This window comes from Bacillus sp. CCB-MMP212 (assembly GCF_022748145.1).
In the GTDB taxonomy this organism is placed as follows: Bacteria; Bacillota; Bacilli; order Bacillales; family Bacillaceae_G; genus Bacillus_A; species Bacillus_A cereus.
The window spans coordinates 56,621-71,931 of the sequence record NZ_JALDQE010000015.1; the positions used below are offsets into that span (position 1 = coordinate 56,621).

The following is a 15,311-nucleotide window of genomic DNA, read 5'->3' on the forward strand; positions in this document are numbered from 1 at the left end:
TAATAGTCCGTTTTTTTATTATTATTTTTCTATAATTAAATTTTATTCATTGAATTTAATTATTTTGAGAGGGATAAAGTAGAAAGTAGTTTTAAACTATCCTCACTTTCAATTCATTTAGGATATCTCCATAGTCCTTACGGTTAGAGGCCTTATCGCTTCATTCTTTAGATTGATACTTGCGTTAATCTCCCTATCATGGTGTGTACGACAAGTAGGGCAGTATCATAGAGTTTAAACGTCTTTGTTTTGATGCCCACAACAAGATCATAATTAGATCGAAGCAAATGTTTTCAATACGACAATGACTTGTTTGCCGTACCACTTGGGTTTGTATTCTAACATGGCTCGAAACTATGACCATGATACCTCACTAATTGCTTTTGCTAACCTATGATTCTTTAATATATTCAATACTTACAAATCCTTTATATCGATAACATCATGATTTTTAGTGTTATCAGTTGAGATTTTGTGCAAGTAATATCTTCTAGTATTTTCTATATGTTCATGAATTCTAGCTACTTTTACTCGCTATTTATTCCAGCGAGAAGATTCTTTCGTTCGTCTAGAAAGAATAAGTTGTGCTTTCGCTAACTTCTCTTCTAATGATCGAAAAAATTCGGAATTTTCTAGGTCATTCCATCTGACAAAATGGCAAAATCTTATAGTTCTACAGCCATTTCAATGTAAGAATTTGTTTTTGGAAGTTCTTGCACTTCTGTTTCAACTAATAGTGACACGATTCATTTCTCATTGGAGTTCCTTGAGGAAGGAGTCTTCTAGGAAAAAATGATAATTATTTATTGAAATTTCAATGTACGAATGTTTAATTTTAAAATATCTGTGTATTTTTATTAATTGATTTTATGAAATTTGGGGATTTATATAATTTAATCCACTTAATACGGTATTTTAAGTGCATTAAGAAATTATTCCCATTTTTATTTTTCTTTATTTTCTAATAACATATGCTATAATGAAAAAAACTAAAATTTCGACATTTTTCGTCAAAAAGGAGAGTGCTCTATGAAACAATCGTTAACTTTTAAAGAAACAATCCCTATTGGACTTATGCTGTTTGCAATATTTTTTGGTGCAGGTAATATGATATTCCCTCCATTATTAGGATATTCATCTGGAACGAATATTTGGATATCGATTTCGGGATTTGTTGTGAGTAGTATTGGACTTCCATTACTAGCCATCGCTGCTATTTCCCTTTTTGGTGGAAATGTTAGTACCCTTGCTAGTAGGATTCACCCCGCCTGTGGTGTTATTATTCCTCTTATCATTTATTTAGCAATTGGCCCTTTTTTCGCAATTCCTCGTACAGGCACTGTTTCATATGAAATGGCAGTTTCCCCCTTTTTAAGTAACACCATGCAAAATCAATGGTATATATTACTTCTGTACACACTTGTATATTTCGCTATAACGTATTATCTATCTTTAAATCCCTCTAAATTGGTAGATAGAATTGGAAAATATTTAACCCCGCTGTTACTAATCATGATTAGTATTATTATTGTTAAAGCAATTTCTTCACCAGTTGGATCTATTTCAACACCCTCTGATTCATATCAGGAAGCTCCTTTTTTCAAAGGATTTATTGAAGGATTTTTAACAATGGATGCCCTTGCTGCTCTCGTATTTGGAATTATTGTAATTAACGCTATAAAAGAAAAAGGTGTTACAAATAAAAAATCCATTGCTAAATCTACTATAGTAGCAGGGCTTATAGCCGCACTTGGATTATCTATCATATATATATCACTTGCTTATATTGGAGCTACTTCTCAAACATTTGGCACATTTGAAAACGGAAGTGTGTTATTAACAAATGTAGTACAACATTTATTTGGGCAATATGGTCTTTCCTTATTAGGAATTACAATGTTATTCGCATGTTTAACTACAACTGTAGGACTCGTTTCAGCATGTGGGAGATTTTTCACAACACTATTTCCAAAGATTTCTTATAACAAAATCATTTTAATTATTTGCTTATTTAGCTTTGGAGTATCAAACCTTGGTTTGTCTATGCTAATTAAACTTTCCCTACCTATCCTAATTGTTATCTATCCTGTAGCAATAGTGTTAATTATCCTCGCTTTTTTTGATCGTTTTATAAAAGATAAGCAGGCTGTCTATGTTGGATCAGTTTTAGGAGCATTACTGATTAGTATAATACAAGGATTAGAAACAGCAGAACTTGCTAGTGACTCGTTGCTTACTTTCATGCAACATGTTCCTTTATATAATGAAGGAATGGGATGGGTTTTAATAGCCTTACTTGGTGGTTTGATCGGTTTGATGATTTCTGGAATAAATAAACAATTTTCTACTACGTAAGATCATTAGGGAAATTGTAATCATTGGAACAATGTAACTCTAAAAAGACGTCTGATTCGTGTACAAAGAGAAAATATATAAACCAAAATAGTATCTGAGTGCTAATAAAAAAATTTGAAGATCATGTTTTCGCTTATTTTTTGTCAAATTGAATTCACGTTTTTTTTAGATAAATATATTCATTAGAATAAGGGGGAGTAATCATATGGATTTCATCAAAGATGTAATCACTTCCATCCACAAATTCATTGGAATAACAAATGAATTTTTATGGGGTTACATCCTAATTGCTCTTTTAATTGGGATTGGATGCTATTTTACAATTAAGACAAGGTTTGTACAATTTCGCTATATTGGTGAAATGATTCGCTTACTTAGTGATGGCGCAAGTTCCTCAACTCGTAAAGCACAAAAAGAAAAAAATGGAGTTTCTTCTTTTCAAGCATTTTGCATGAGTACAGCTTCTCGCGTTGGTACAGGAAACTTAGCCGGTGTAGCAATTGCGATTTCCACCGGCGGACCCGGTGCAATATTTTGGATGTGGCTTATCGCATTAATTGGGGGAGCTTCTGCATTTGTAGAAAGTACACTTGCTCAAATATACAAAGTAAAAGATGGTAATAAATTTCGAGGCGGTCCAGCTTACTATATGGAAAAAGGATTAAATAAACGTTGGATGGGAGTTGTTTTCTCAATTTTAATTACAGTTTGCTTTGGTCTGGTATTTAATGCTGTTCAAGCGAATACAGTTTCGTTAGCATTTGAAAGCGCATTCAATCTGGAGCCTAAAATTGTCGGCTGTATACTAGTTGGTTTAATCGCACTAATTATTTTTGGAGGCGTAAAACGGATTGCTCGTGTTGCAGAAATGATTGTACCATTTATGGCGATTCTTTATGTTGGTGTTGCACTATTTGTGGTTATTACAAATATTACGCAAGTTCCTAATCTATTTAAAGAAATTTTGCTGCATGCTTTTGGTATTAAGGAAGTTGTAGGCGGAGGACTTGGTGCTGCGATTCTTCTAGGAGTAAAGCGTGGTTTATTTTCAAATGAAGCTGGTATGGGAAGTGCTCCAAACGCAGCTGCGACTGCCAATGTTACTCATCCTGTTAAACAAGGATTTATTCAAACGCTTGGTGTTTTTACTGATACACTAATAATTTGTAGTTGTACTGCATTTATGATCCTTCTATCCGATATGCACAATTCTACAGACTTGAATGGAATTCAATTAACCCAAGAAGCATTAAAAACCCATATCGGTCCATGGGCACCTACCTTTGTAGCGGTTGCAATTTTTCTATTTGCCTTTAGTTCTCTCGTTGGGAACTATTACTATGGTGAAACAAACATTGAGTTTTTAAGTGGTAGTAAGACATTATTAATGATATATCGTATTTCAGTAATTGGTATGGTAATGCTCGGTTCTATAGCTACAATTCAAATTGTATGGGATATTGCAGATCTATTCATGGGGATTATGGCCATTTTTAATCTCATTGCAATTATTTTCCTTGGAAAATATGCTTTCTCTGCACTCAAAGATTATATAAGACAAAAGAAAGCTGGAAAAGATCCGATTTTCTATGCAAATAATATTCCTAATTTAAAGAATACTGAATGCTGGAACAACGAAAAAACCAAACAAAAGATTGGTTAACAAAGATATTTACTTAAATACAGAGGAGTCAATTTCTAGGATTCTGAAGACGCACTTTTATTCAGGTCGTTTATTAAATACAGATTATGAACACAGCTATCAAGTTGAGGAAATAGAGAATTTTGATAATTAGAATACAATTAATAATGAGGAAAGGGACGTATTAGTGATGCAGTGCATTCAAACAAATAACCTAGAACAATTGTTAGAGCAAGTACAAACATATACAAAAAAAGGGGAACTGGCTACTTATATCCCAGAACTAGGAAATGCGAATCTAGATGATTTAGGGATTGCAATTTATCATAAAGAGACAGATTATATTCATGCCGGTAACTCAGAAACGCTCTTTACACTTCAAAGTATTTCAAAAGTAATTACGCTTGCACTTGCGCTTTTAGAATGCGGCGAAGAGTATGTATTTTCTAAAGTTGGAATGGAGCCAACTGGTGATCCATTTAATTCTATTATTAAATTAGAAACAGCTAGCCCCTCTAAACCACTCAATCCAATGATTAACGCAGGAGCACTAGCAATTACAAGTATACTAGCAGGGGATAGTAATGACGAGAAGATGGAACGGATTCTTTCCTTTGTGCGTGATATTACGGATAATCCTACCATTAATTACTCTTTAAAAGTAGCCGCCTCTGAATTAGGAACAGCGTATTTAAATCGCTCTCTTTGTTACTACATGAAGCAAAATGATATTATTCATGGAGATGTGGAGGCGTTAATGGATTTATACACAAGACAATGTGCAATTGAGGTAAACTGTATTGATTTAGCACGGATAGGTTTAATTTTTGCAATGGATGGATATGATCCATATAGAAAAAAACAAATTGTTCCGAAACATATAACAAAAATTTGTAAAACCTTTATGGTCACATGTGGTATGTACAACGAATCTGGTGAATTTGCAATTCGCGTAGGGATTCCCGCGAAGAGTGGTGTTTCCGGTGGAATATTCGGCTGCGTAAAAGGAGAAATGGGAATTGGTATTTTTGGTCCCGCTCTAGATGCAAATGGAAATAGTATAGCTGGTATTAAAATACTAGAGCTACTTTCCTTAAAAGAATGCTGGAGTATCTTTTAGGTTTTTAGTACTAATTATATAAAGATAGATGAAAAATTCTAAATAGCATCTTACTCAAATTAAAGGGATTGAATCATTTCAATCTATATATATAAATAAGATTTAATAGCGCTTAATCTAAATTTTTATCTTTTAAGAACCTCTATACTAGAATTACCTATTTACACAATGGCTGTGTGAATATATATGAAATTGGCTGGTTTCTATTCTAGACATATACTGTATTATATAGATAAAATACAAATAGATTAGGGAGTTACTAGCAATATGGCAGAGATAGAAATTATTAAATCAAAAGAAAAACTAACCATTACATGGCAAAGCGCAATAATCAATATTTCTTTAGAGGATATCGTTGAGGTTAATACAAATAATACTATTACGAACACTACCAAAGTGGTAACGGTCGGTAGAGAGCTTGAATTTTCAGAAATAGTTGTTATTAGAACAAAAAAAATAGATTATAAATTATTTACAACTAATAAATTAACACTGCTAAATAAAATCAACTTTTAACTTGCAAAAAGTTCTGATGTGAATTTTTTGCAAGTATTTTATAACAAATCACAACAAGGTTCCCTATAGATAGGCTAAATTATCAAAGAAACTTGGCGGAGAATTTATGAATAAACTGTAATGATAAACATGAAAAATGGTTTAAAAATCAATTTTAATTATATAAAAATTACACATCTAAATATAACAGGATTAAGTCCTATAAACTAATAAATTATAGAGCGTTTAAATTAAAATTCATCTTCCAAAATTAGATTACCGGCATCATTATCTTTCGTCAATCGCTGATTCAAATAATTTTCTTTCGTAGTACGATCATTTTTATGACCTACTGCAGCCGCGATAATATGAGGTGGTAATCCTTTGTAATCATATAAGTACTGTACATAAAAATGTCTAAAGAAGTGGGGAGTAATTCCGATATTCTCTGTAAAGGGTAGCTGCGTATCTTTAATAATTTTAGAAATATATTGTGACAAATAATTCTCTCTATAAGCAGTATGGTTTTTAGTTTGAAATACTGTTCCACCATTTCTATTCCCAATGTCTATAGGTAATCTTCTCCGCATTCGAAATGCGGCAATCCGATTGAAAATTTCCTTATTAATAGAAACAATCCGCTCATTATCTCCCTTTGTATCAACCTTTAAATAATATCGTCCTCGTATAGCGTCATATTCAAGATCATCCCACTTTGCATGTGCGACTTCTGCAACACGTAACCCTGTAGTAGCTAGGACTGACAATAAAGCGTAATTGATTTCATTATCCTTGTAGTAATGAAGCAACTGTTTTACTTCCTCATATGATAACTCCCGTTTAGGTTTATGTTGTTTATTTACAGTTGTACTTAGTATCTCAACATGTAGAGGGTCCTGAATATATTGGATTTCATATAGCCATTTCAAATAGGAACGAATAACACCAAGCTTTCTACTAATTGTAGATGGCTTGTATTTATTTTTAGATTGATAGGAGATTGCCTCTTGAGACAACCATTTCTGATAATTACGGATATGTCGCTTTCTAAGGTTTCTCCAGACTTGACCAACTTTATAATCTTTTACATCTTTCTGTAGAAATTCCGCACTTTGTTTAATAAAGAAATAAAACTGACTTAGATCACGTGCATATAGGGTTCTTGATGCATCCTTAATCCGTTTTTCTTGGTCAAAATGTGTTTGTCGATTCAAGTAGTAGTACAATATCTCTTCATCTGAAAACCCTTCATATGTATATGAATCTTCTCTTTCATTATTTTCCTTTTTTAATTCCGCTTCATTTATATAATCATGGTTCCATAATGCAATTATGTTTGTGAAATTTTGTTTTTGTTTCTCTATGTTTTCTAAAGAAGTCTCACTATGAAGATTATCTAGTTCAAGTTTCAATGTTATTCAACTCCTTATAAATTCCTTTTATATAAAATATTATAACTTAATCAATTAGAAAATGAATTACATATTAAGATTAAATTTTATAAAATATTAATATGCAATAACTATAGAAAATCTCCCATTTTCTATAGTTATTATTTAATTTTAAATACAGTATTTTTGTCATATGATTTAATCATTAATAAAATATAATTTTAAAAGAAAACTAAATCAAACATTATTGCAAATTACAATCCAATGTATATATTGATATATGTTATAATTTATTTAAAATGTAAATACTATGAATTTTAATTTACATAATATTATTATGTAAATTACGAGGTGTGAGGAGGAATTAGAATGATTAGCGCATATGAAATGACTATGACTACAAATGAAGTAAAAGATTATTTAGATATAAGTCACTTTATTTTTAATAATTTAATGAAGCAAGGAAAGCTAACATCAATCAATAAGGATACGTGGCGTTTAGATGGTAGTTTTTTATTTAGTAGAGAAGAAGTAGAAAAAGTAAAAGAAGAACGTAAAATTGAGGGGATTACTTTATACCAAGCAAGTAAAGAGTATCATATTAGTATGAACCAGCTTGAAAAATGGATAGAAGAAGGAAAGTTAGTATATTTTTTAATAGAACATCGTAATCGACAAACGAAATTTGTGAAGGAGGAGGATGTTCGTGAACTTGTTCAGCAAGTAGAACAAGCTAATCATATATATACATTTTCGCAGAAATATAATGTAGTATTATTTCAAAAGTTTGTAAAAGGCAATACATTGGCACGTGTTATTTCTATTCCAAAACGTGGTGATATTATAGTTCTTGATGAATTTGGAACTAATATGACACTTAGTGAGGCATTAAAAGCAGGATATGAGTCCGCTTATAAACTGTCGGATAAACCTAGAAGTCATCATCAAAGGTTTGTTAAGTTTCGTTTTCCTAAATCTGCGCAATTACGAAACAATATTTTTCACATAATCGATAATATATTACAGTACGTATCTCCAAGAAATATAAAGATTTTAGAAGAAGAAACATTTTGGTATTTTGAGATTCGTCAATCATTAATTACATTACCACCAGAAATTCAAATGGAATGGATTGAGGAGTTAACGCCTTATATAATAGAAGGGAAAATTGTTCCAAGAATGAATCATAGCGTATATTTGGATAGTAATACAGTAACGAAGTCTGTCATACTTACAAGTAAGGAATACAAATACTTGAAAGAAATTACGAATGAAACAAATAGTTCTATTGAAGAATTTATAGCCATTGCTATTAGAGACAAGATTAATGGGCACTTACTTAAGTGAAATCGAATTTTTTAATGAATTAAAGTTAAATCTAGGTATTTTCTCTTTTACTTTTATTAAAATGCTTTAGGTGAAACGGAACAAATGCTAAGTTCCTATTACTAATAGCTGGGATATAAAAACTGAATATGTAGTTTTTATATATTTAATACTTCCTATAAAGTCTGTTATCAGACTTTCGGAAGTATAGAAGGAAAGAAAAAATTCAAAAATAGTTGTATGAATAATGTAGCGACAAATTATCTCTTTATGTATTATGTAGAAATATCTATTGTGTATGTGAAATAAATTTATATGTATGTTTTAATTATTAATGTTAAAAAATTACCCTATATTTTTTGATATTATTTATATTTTTGTTTTAGTCCAAACTGCATTACGGCCTTTTGATATTAGTTTAATTAATTTTTCTTCTTGTAAACATGCAAATGCTTTATTGATCGTGCTTGGTGAAACATCTGAAAATACCATCCGTATTGCTTCTTTTGTAAAAGGGAGTTCTTGTTTTAATATATACTCTTTAATTTTAAAGCTTTTGTTCCCTTTCAGTTGGTAACTTGTAATATGTACGTCTAGTTCTTTATATGCTTCTAGAATAATATGTAATAGACATTTTAATATAAAGGATACATTGTGCTCTTGAAAATGCCAATTTGCTGAAGATTTATATAGGGCATCATAATAATCTCTCTCGTATTTTTTTATTATTTTATCTAGTGAAATATATTTCACTAGTGAATGTTTACTTTGTAATAGTAATAAAGATATAAGTAGACGTACCATTCTTCCATTTCCAGATTCAAAAGGAAAAATACATATAAAATTAAGTACAAAATTACAAATTAAAATTAGTGGATCAATATCTTTTTGATTTAATAAATAATTATATTCCTCACATAAATTTTTTACTGCTTCTGGGATTTCTTTAATTGTTAAAGGGCGATAGCAATAAAATGAGAAATTAAGTTGCTCATGTTCTTCAAGTAAGATGTCCTGTTTTCTCCACGTTCCACTATCCGAAGTAGCATATTTAAAAAGTTGAAAATGTATTTCTAAGATTGTACTTGGATCAATAGTAAGCCTTTCATAGTTATTATGAATGAGTGATAGCGCATCAACGTAACAAGATATTTCATCTTCAATCATTGTTTTTGGCGACAGATCATATGTAATTAATTCTTTTAACCTTTTATTTGTTATTTTTAAGTTTTTATACATTGCGACAAAATCTTTGGTATGTTGAAGTTGAGTAGATATTTGCAACTTTTCTAATGTACATGGAAATTCCTTCTCATAGACCTCCAATCTCCCTTGGTATTGCTTTATTTTTCCAATTAGGCTTGCTACATCTAAATTTACCAATAAATTTGTGAATTTTTCGCCAAAAAACGACATATTTTTCCCCTCCTATAATATAAAACTATACAATACTTAACTGTATTTAAAGTGTTTTTTTGAATAATTTTCTAAAAAAAATTAAAAATATAGTTTTTTATGTGTGAAAATTACAATAATTAGGGTCTTTTTGCCTTATTTTGTGACAAGATTTAACATCAGATTAAATAGTTTCATGTTAAAAAGCAGAGTTTTATATTGTGTAATTGCTTTTTATCAATAAGTGAGTCATTGCATATGGGGAAGGGGGAAGTCCTTACTAATGAAGACTATTGCTTTTTACTTACCACAATTTCATGAAATACCTGAAAACGATTTATGGTGGGGAAAGGGTTTTACAGAATGGACCAATGTAAAAAAAGCAAAACCACGTTTTCTGGGACACTATCAGCCTAGGGCTCCATTAAGGGATTATTATTACAATTTGTTAGATTTAGATGTACATAAGTGGCAAATAAATTTAGCAAAACAGTATGGTTTAGATGGTTTTTGCTATTATCACTATTGGTTCAAAGGGAAAACATTACTAGAAAAACCAATAGAATTGAGAAATCAATGTAAGGAAATTGATTTCCCATATTGCTTATGTTGGGCAAATGAATCTTGGACAAGATCTTGGGATGGGAAAGACCAAGAAGTATTAATGCGACAAGAATATGGGGATGAGTCTGATTGGAAAGAACACTTTAATTATCTATTGCCATTCTTTAAAAACAAAAACTATTTAAATATTAAAGATAAACCGATATTTGTAATTTACCGACCAGCTTCTATACCAAACCTAAATAAAATGTTGAGTCTATGGAATGAATGGGCTCAATCTGAAGGGTTTCAAGGGATACACTTTGTAGAAATGTTAACAATTTTTGAAGATAAATCAGACTTTCCTTTTGATGCTGCTATAGAGTTTGAACCTATGTACACTTTAAAAAAACTAATAGGTAATACAACTTCACTACATCAAGAAAAAAAAGATTTTCACTTAAGTTATGATTTTGTATGGAAAAGAATATTAAACCGTCAAATTAAAGAACGTGAAAACATATATAAAGGAGCTTTTGTAGATTGGGATAACTCTCCAAGAAAAAAAGAAAGCGCTTTAATTATGAAAGGGGCTAATCCCGATAAGTTTAAGAAGTATCTTTTACAACATAGTAAGGACACTGATTTTTTATTTATTAATGCTTGGAATGAGTGGGCAGAAGGCACATACCTAGAACCAGATGAAAAGTATGGATATAAATACCTTGAAGCTTTAATGGAGATAAAGAAGAGTCACTTCTAATAAATTGTAACAGCAAGAAAAAGGGGGAAACATTATGACTGATATAAATACTATGATTTCCATTCGAAACATTAAGAAATCATATGGAGATTATACAGTTATTAAGAATTTAAGCATAGATATTTGTAAAGGTGAAATTATAGGATTACTAGGACCGAATGGAGCTGGAAAGACAACACTTATATCGATTTTATCTACTCTTACTCTGCCAGATGAAGGGCATGGTACAGTATGTAACTACGACTTGTATACTGAACGGAATAAGATTAAAAAAAATGTGAGTGTAGTACCTCAAGATTTAGCGCTATACCCGACTTTAACTGCATATGATAACTTATCTTTTTATGCCGATTTATATGGATTAAAGGGAAATAGGAAAAAAAGCCGCATAAAAGAAGCCTTGCAATTCGCACAGCTTGAGGATTGGGCACATAAGAGAATTGATACATTTTCAGGTGGTATGAAAAGAAGAATTAATTTAGTGGTCGGTTTGTTAAATAAGCCAAAAGTTATTTTCTTAGACGAACCAACAGTGGGCATTGATCCACAATCAAGAAACCATATTTTTAATTGTATTCGCCATCTCGTAGAAGAACTAGGAATCACTGTCATATATACAACTCATCATATGGAAGAGGCAGAAATGTTATGCCATCGTGTAGCAATTTATGATAAGGGTGAAATATTAGATGTTGACACCCCAAAAAATTTAATAAAAAAATATGGGGAAAATTATTTAGAGATTGTAATATCAAATATTCCAGAAGAATTTATACATAAAACAAAAATGATTTCAGATGTGAAGTCCTGCACATTGGTAGATAAAAAAATCATCATTCAATGTGTAGATAGCTTTAATGTTACAAGGGAAGTTATGAAATTGATTCAAAAATATAATCTGAAGATCGATTTATTTAATGTTAAAAACTCTAATTTAGAAAATGTATTTTTACATTTAACGGGGAAAAACTTAAGGTCGTAAATGGAAAGGGGTTGGTAAACATGAAATCTTGGTATATAGCAAAGAAAGATCTGCTTATTCTTTTAAAGGATATTCCTGGTCTAATCTATTTATTTATTACACCCATTATAGTAATAGCAGTTGCTAGTTTTGCATTATCCAATGTATTTGATAGTAAGACAGAAAAATTCAAGATTCCTATAGTAGTAAATGATAATGGAGAACTATCTAAAAGGGTTATTGAAGAGTTAAAAAAAATACCTGCTCTTGAGCTAGAAGAAACTTATGAATTAAATGGTAAAAAGAAAGCCTATACAGAAGAACAGGCGAAAAAGGAAGTTCAAACTAAAAAAGCGGCAATCGTTATCCCTAAGGATTTTACACAAAATGTATATTCAGGGACAGAGGCTAAAGTCATCATCATAGAAGATAAGGTTGATCGTATTATTCCAAGTGTTGTTTCAAATGCTGTAACTCAAATTGTGTCAGAAATACAAAGAGATATGACTAAAGAGATTGTAAAACAAGCCTCTGCCCAAATGGAAGTAAATGTGAAAGTGGAGTTTAAAGAATTAGCATCAGATAATGAACATAAACCTACTCCATTTGAATCTAATGTACCAGGATATGCTGTAATGTTTGTACTCTTAGGTACTGCTGCAGCTGCAGGTGCATTAGTAGAAGAGAGAGAGAATGGAACGTTAAGAAAAATCCTTACTTTACCTATTAATACATTATCAATTATTTTTGGAAAAATGCTCTCATGCTTTATAACAGCAATTGTTCAATGTGCAGTCCTTTTTAGCGTAGGACATTTTGTATTTGGAATGTGGCTTGGAAAAAGTGTATTAGGAATTATGTTACTAGTGATATGTACTGCATTTGCAGCTTCAAGCTTGGCAATTTTACTAGCTTCTATATGTCAAACAAGATCACAAGCAAATGGTATTTCTATTTTAATCGTGTTAACTATGTCTGCTTTAGGTGGGTCTTGGTGGCCACTCTATATAGAGCCGGAATGGATGCAAAACATAGCACATATTACGATTACAGCCTGGGCAATGGGAGGGTTTAACGATTTATTAGTATATAACAAGGAGTTCTCCTCTGTGCTTATTCCATCAGCTGCATTAATTGGCATGGGAATTTTATTTTTAACAATCGCCATACAAAAATTTCGACGTTCTTATGAAAAGTAGGTGAAATAAGTGTACATAGTAAAAAATGAGGTAAATGTTCGTTTTGGGGAATGCGATCCCATGGGAATTGCTCACCATTCTCATTATTTTCACTGGTTTGAGCTGGGTAGGTTTAAAATACTGGATATGACTGGAATAAACCGATATTTAAAACAGGAAAAATTATATTTTCCAATAATCGATATAGGATGTACCTATAAAAAATCAGCTCAATTTCAAGATGACTTAATTGTAGAAACCTATCTTAAGAATGAAAGTAAAGTTTATATAGAATTTGTTTATAAATTATTCCGCAAGAGATGCCGAGTTTTGTTAGCGGAAGGATTTTCGAAACATGTTTTAACACGGTCGAATAATCAATTAATCAGTAGATTACCAGAAGAAATTTTAGAAAAGATTCAATTTGAAAATAGCGGGGGTGTCATATGATTACATTTATTTTTCCAGGACAAGGGTCTCAATCTGTAGGGATGTGTAAAGGGTATTTAGATAAATACCCAAACATATTTGTCCCATTATTTGAGGAAGCAAATGATACGCTAGGATTTGATTTAAAGCAACTATGTTTATATGGGCCAAGTGAAAAATTAATAGAAACCAGTGTTACACAACCAGCTATTCTTACGGTAAGCACAGGGATATCACGAATTTTACATTTGTACGGTATAAAGCCATCTAAAGTGGCGGGTCATAGCTTAGGACAATTCTCTGCACTGGTAGAAGCAGGATCTTTACAATTTTCGGATGCATTATCCATTGTACGGAAGCGTGGTCAGCTGATGAGTAATGTAAAGCAAGATGGGTGTATGTTAGGAATTGTGTCAAACACATATCAAACATTATTTGAAGTTGTAGAGGAATCTAAACAATATGAAATTGATATTGCTGCCTATAATTCCCCTACACAGGTTGTATTTTCTGGCGAGAGTAAGAGCATTCTTAAATTTCAAAAGGTACTAAATCAAAAAAATGGTATAAAAACTAAAATACTCTCAACTAGTCATGCATTTCACTCACGTTTAATGGGAGAAATGGTTCTTGAGTTTAAGGAGTATTTAAATTTATTTTCGTTAAAAAATACTCAAATACCAATTGTTTTAAACTGTTCAGGAAAACCAAATACAGATAGAATCAATATTTTACAAGATATAGAAAGACAATGCGTAGATCCAGTTATGTGGCAAGACACTATCTACACTTTATTGAATAATGGTACGAAACACTTTATAGAAGTAGGTCCCGGAAATACTTTAACCAAGTTATGTCGCTCCTTTAAGCAGAACATATCTGTATCCTCTACAGAAACACCGATGTATTTAAAAAGAAGCCTTACTACAATAGAGAAAGAATTTAAGGGGGAACGGGTCTATGTTTAATGGAAACGAAGTGGCATTAGTTATCGGAGGATCACGAGGCATTGGTAAATCAATAACAATGGACCTAGCCAAACAGGGCTTAACTGTTTACTTTACGTTTCAAAGTAATCAAAAATCAGCAAATGAAATAGCAGATACTATAGAGGAAAAAGGTGGAAAAGCGTTTCCTATGCATGTTGATATTACAAATGAAGACTCTATTCATAAATTGTTTCAACACATACGCTCAAAGGAAAAAAGAATAGATATTTTAGTAAATAATGCAGGAGTTATAAATGATGGATTTGCTGCAATGATGAGCGAGGAAAAGTGGGATCATGTGGTTGATTTAAATTTAAAAGGAACATTTCTTTGTTGCCGACAAGCATTAAGAATAATGATGAGACAGAAAAGAGGTTCTATTGTAAATATTACGTCGACAAGTGGAATAACGGGTGCAAGAGGTCAATGTAATTACTCTGCCTCAAAGGGTGGGGTTATTTCCTTAACCAAAACTTTAGCATTAGAAGGTGGGGAATACGGGATTAGGGTTAATGCTGTTGCACCTGGTTTTATACAAACAGATATGACAAAAGGAATGGATCAACAGACATTAAAAAGGATGTTAGAGCTAGTGCCGCTTGGCAGAATTGGGGATCCTAAAGAGGTAGCACATTTAACAACATTTTTATCCTCTAACTATGCAAGTTATATAACCGGGAAAGTTTTTACGGTGGATGGTGGATTAGTTAATGGCTAAACAATA

13 protein-coding genes and 1 pseudogene are annotated in these 15,311 nt (G+C 31.5%); 11 read left to right on the forward strand and 3 right to left on the reverse strand.

Going from position 1 to position 15,311, the window contains the following annotated elements:
• Positions 1-117: 117 nt before the first annotated feature.
• Positions 118-743 (reverse strand): annotated as a pseudogene (locus tag MRP26_RS27595) (RNA-guided endonuclease TnpB family protein); the annotation flags it as partial.
• A 286-nt stretch (positions 744-1,029) separates the two neighbouring features.
• On the opposite strand from MRP26_RS27595, the gene brnQ reads away from it, so the two are divergent.
• The 4 genes from brnQ (at position 1,030) to MRP26_RS27615 (ending at position 5,633) form a co-directional block, all read left to right on the forward strand.
• A complete protein-coding gene (gene brnQ / locus MRP26_RS27600; RefSeq protein WP_242807228.1) occupies positions 1,030-2,355 on the forward strand; it encodes a branched-chain amino acid transport system II carrier protein in 1,326 nt (441 codons plus the stop codon).
• 205 nt (positions 2,356-2,560) lie between these two features.
• Positions 2,561-4,018 carry an alanine/glycine:cation symporter family protein gene (locus MRP26_RS27605; protein ID WP_242807230.1) on the forward strand — a complete coding sequence of 486 codons (1,458 nt, stop codon included), beginning with the start codon at positions 2,561-2,563 and terminating at the stop codon, positions 4,016-4,018.
• Positions 4,019-4,187: 169 nt separating this feature from the next.
• The gene (glsA, locus tag MRP26_RS27610; protein ID WP_097861640.1) at positions 4,188-5,117 is read left to right on the forward strand and encodes a glutaminase A; all 930 of its coding nucleotides are present in this window, start codon (positions 4,188-4,190) and stop codon (positions 5,115-5,117) included.
• 267 nt (positions 5,118-5,384) lie between these two features.
• Entirely contained in the window at positions 5,385-5,633 is a 249-nt protein-coding gene (locus MRP26_RS27615) for a SunI/YnzG family protein (RefSeq protein ID WP_095691593.1), read from the forward strand.
• Between the two features lie 230 nt (positions 5,634-5,863).
• On the opposite strand, the gene MRP26_RS27620 is transcribed toward MRP26_RS27615, so the two are convergent.
• Entirely contained in the window at positions 5,864-7,024 is a 1,161-nt protein-coding gene (locus tag MRP26_RS27620; RefSeq protein WP_242807232.1) for a tyrosine-type recombinase/integrase, read from the reverse strand.
• A 348-nt stretch (positions 7,025-7,372) separates the two neighbouring features.
• Between MRP26_RS27620 and MRP26_RS27625 the strand changes: the two genes are divergently transcribed.
• Positions 7,373-8,350, forward strand: coding sequence for a DNA-binding protein (locus MRP26_RS27625; protein ID WP_242807234.1), 978 nt, complete (start codon positions 7,373-7,375; stop codon positions 8,348-8,350).
• A gap of 348 nt (positions 8,351-8,698) precedes the next feature.
• On the opposite strand, the gene MRP26_RS27630 is transcribed toward MRP26_RS27625, so the two are convergent.
• A complete protein-coding gene (locus tag MRP26_RS27630; RefSeq protein ID WP_000007498.1) occupies positions 8,699-9,745 on the reverse strand; it encodes a Fic family protein in 1,047 nt (348 codons plus the stop codon).
• A 262-nt stretch (positions 9,746-10,007) separates the two neighbouring features.
• Between MRP26_RS27630 and MRP26_RS27635 the strand changes: the two genes are divergently transcribed.
• The 6 genes from MRP26_RS27635 to fabG are packed head-to-tail and all read left to right on the forward strand — an operon-like array spanning position 10,008 to position 15,305.
• Positions 10,008-11,030 carry a glycosyltransferase WbsX family protein gene (locus tag MRP26_RS27635; protein ID WP_242807236.1) on the forward strand — a complete coding sequence of 341 codons (1,023 nt, stop codon included), beginning with the start codon at positions 10,008-10,010 and terminating at the stop codon, positions 11,028-11,030.
• Between the two features lie 34 nt (positions 11,031-11,064).
• Complete coding sequence (locus tag MRP26_RS27640; protein WP_242807237.1) at positions 11,065-12,012, forward strand: ABC transporter ATP-binding protein; 948 nt, start codon at positions 11,065-11,067, stop codon at positions 12,010-12,012.
• Between the two features lie 20 nt (positions 12,013-12,032).
• A complete protein-coding gene (locus tag MRP26_RS27645; RefSeq protein ID WP_221826626.1) occupies positions 12,033-13,190 on the forward strand; it encodes an ABC transporter permease in 1,158 nt (385 codons plus the stop codon).
• Positions 13,191-13,199: 9 nt separating this feature from the next.
• On the forward strand, positions 13,200-13,619 hold the full coding sequence (locus tag MRP26_RS27650; RefSeq protein ID WP_242807239.1) for an acyl-CoA thioesterase: 420 nt from the start codon (positions 13,200-13,202) through the stop codon (positions 13,617-13,619).
• Positions 13,616-14,566: an ACP S-malonyltransferase gene (locus tag MRP26_RS27655; RefSeq protein WP_242807241.1), complete on the forward strand. Its 951-nt coding sequence runs from the start codon at positions 13,616-13,618 to the stop codon at positions 14,564-14,566. Before MRP26_RS27650 ends, MRP26_RS27655 begins: the two co-directional genes overlap by 4 nt.
• A complete protein-coding gene (gene fabG, locus MRP26_RS27660; RefSeq protein ID WP_205190565.1) occupies positions 14,559-15,305 on the forward strand; it encodes a 3-oxoacyl-[acyl-carrier-protein] reductase in 747 nt (248 codons plus the stop codon). The genes MRP26_RS27655 and fabG overlap by 8 nt, the downstream gene beginning before the upstream one ends.
• The last annotated feature ends 6 nt before the right edge of the window (positions 15,306-15,311 follow it).